The sequence below is a fragment of the Ruegeria sp. HKCCD4884 genome (assembly GCF_013110855.1).
In the GTDB taxonomy this organism is placed as follows: domain Bacteria; phylum Pseudomonadota; class Alphaproteobacteria; order Rhodobacterales; family Rhodobacteraceae; genus Ruegeria.
Genome location: NZ_WVRJ01000031.1, coordinates 1 through 1,214, shown reverse-complemented (window position 1 = coordinate 1,214; position 1,214 = coordinate 1). Strand labels below are relative to the sequence as shown.

Genomic DNA, 1,214 nt, shown 5'->3' with positions numbered 1-1,214 from the left:
CGCTGAGGATGTCTACGGCAGACCTCCGGATCAAAATGGTGACAGCCATAACATCGTTCGGGTTGACGCCGGGCGTCTCAGGCGCCGGCTTGCACAGTATTTTGCCGGCCCGGGAAGAGACGACCCAATCCATATTCATATCGATCCCGGCGGGTATGTACCTCGTTTCGAACTCAAGTATTCTGCGGACGCTCAAACTGAGGACGTTGCGACAGAATTAGAACTCCATAGCAGATGGAAGAGCAGGCCGATACAGATTGCCGCAAGCATCTTCGTGGCGCTTGCTGTCGGCTTGGGCTTGGGCTTGGGGATCACGATCAGTTCTACGCGAGAAAACACGACCGACGTTTCCGGACATTTCGAGACTTCAAATGATCCCACGCTAGAGGCGGAAAGGCGCGCACATCTCGCGAAGTCGCCGTCTAGCCTTCAAGCTGTGACACTCTCAGATCAGGCGCGGAATTTGATTTTTCCCATGTTTGAGCGGGCACAGCTTGAACTAGCTTTGGCGATGTTCCGTCATGCAATCGAGAAGGACGAATCCTACTTTGGTGGATATGCAGGTGCATCCCAGTGTTTGGCTGCCTTTGCGATTTTTGCACCAGACGGTCCTCAGCGTTCTATGCTGCTCAAAGAAGCGCGATTTTTTGCCGACCAAGCCGAAGTTCTGTCACCTGCCAACTCGTGGACGCAATCGGCACTGTCCTGGGTTGACCTTGCCGAAGGTGATACAAAACGAGCCATGGAGCACGCAGACATTGCCTTGGATCTCGCCCCTAAGGACGGCAAAGTCCTGGATTTCTATGCAATGGTCATGCTGGCGACTGGCGACTTTGACGCGGCACTCGCCGCGTCGACGAGCGACCGTCCGCGAACATCGGGCTTAGGACGATTTGCAAACAAGAGTATCTATGGCGCTGCTAGCTTTCACGCAGGAAAATACGAGCAAGCCATCGACGCTCTCAATGCCGCTACCCGCGCCGGAGACCCGATTTCGGCTCCCACTTTGGTCTACCTCGCAGCAGCAAATGCAGCGCTCGGAAATCAAGCAGAGGCCTTGGCCTTAGAGGCAGACTTAAAGCAGAACTGGCCGACAATTGACACCATTGCTCTTTGGGATCGCCTTTATGTGAATCCAGAGCAGGTTCGCGCCCTAACTGATCACTTAAGCACCATACATCAAAGGTGAGCTTTAGACTCGGAGAAGCCGTAGC

General features: G+C 54.4%; 1 protein-coding gene. It reads left to right on the top strand.

The features are described 5' to 3' along the window. A partial coding sequence (locus GS636_RS22575) for a tetratricopeptide repeat protein (RefSeq protein ID WP_216603001.1) occupies window positions 1-1,189 on the top strand: 1,189 nt, incomplete at its 5' end. Between the last annotated feature and the right edge of the window lie 25 nt (window positions 1,190-1,214).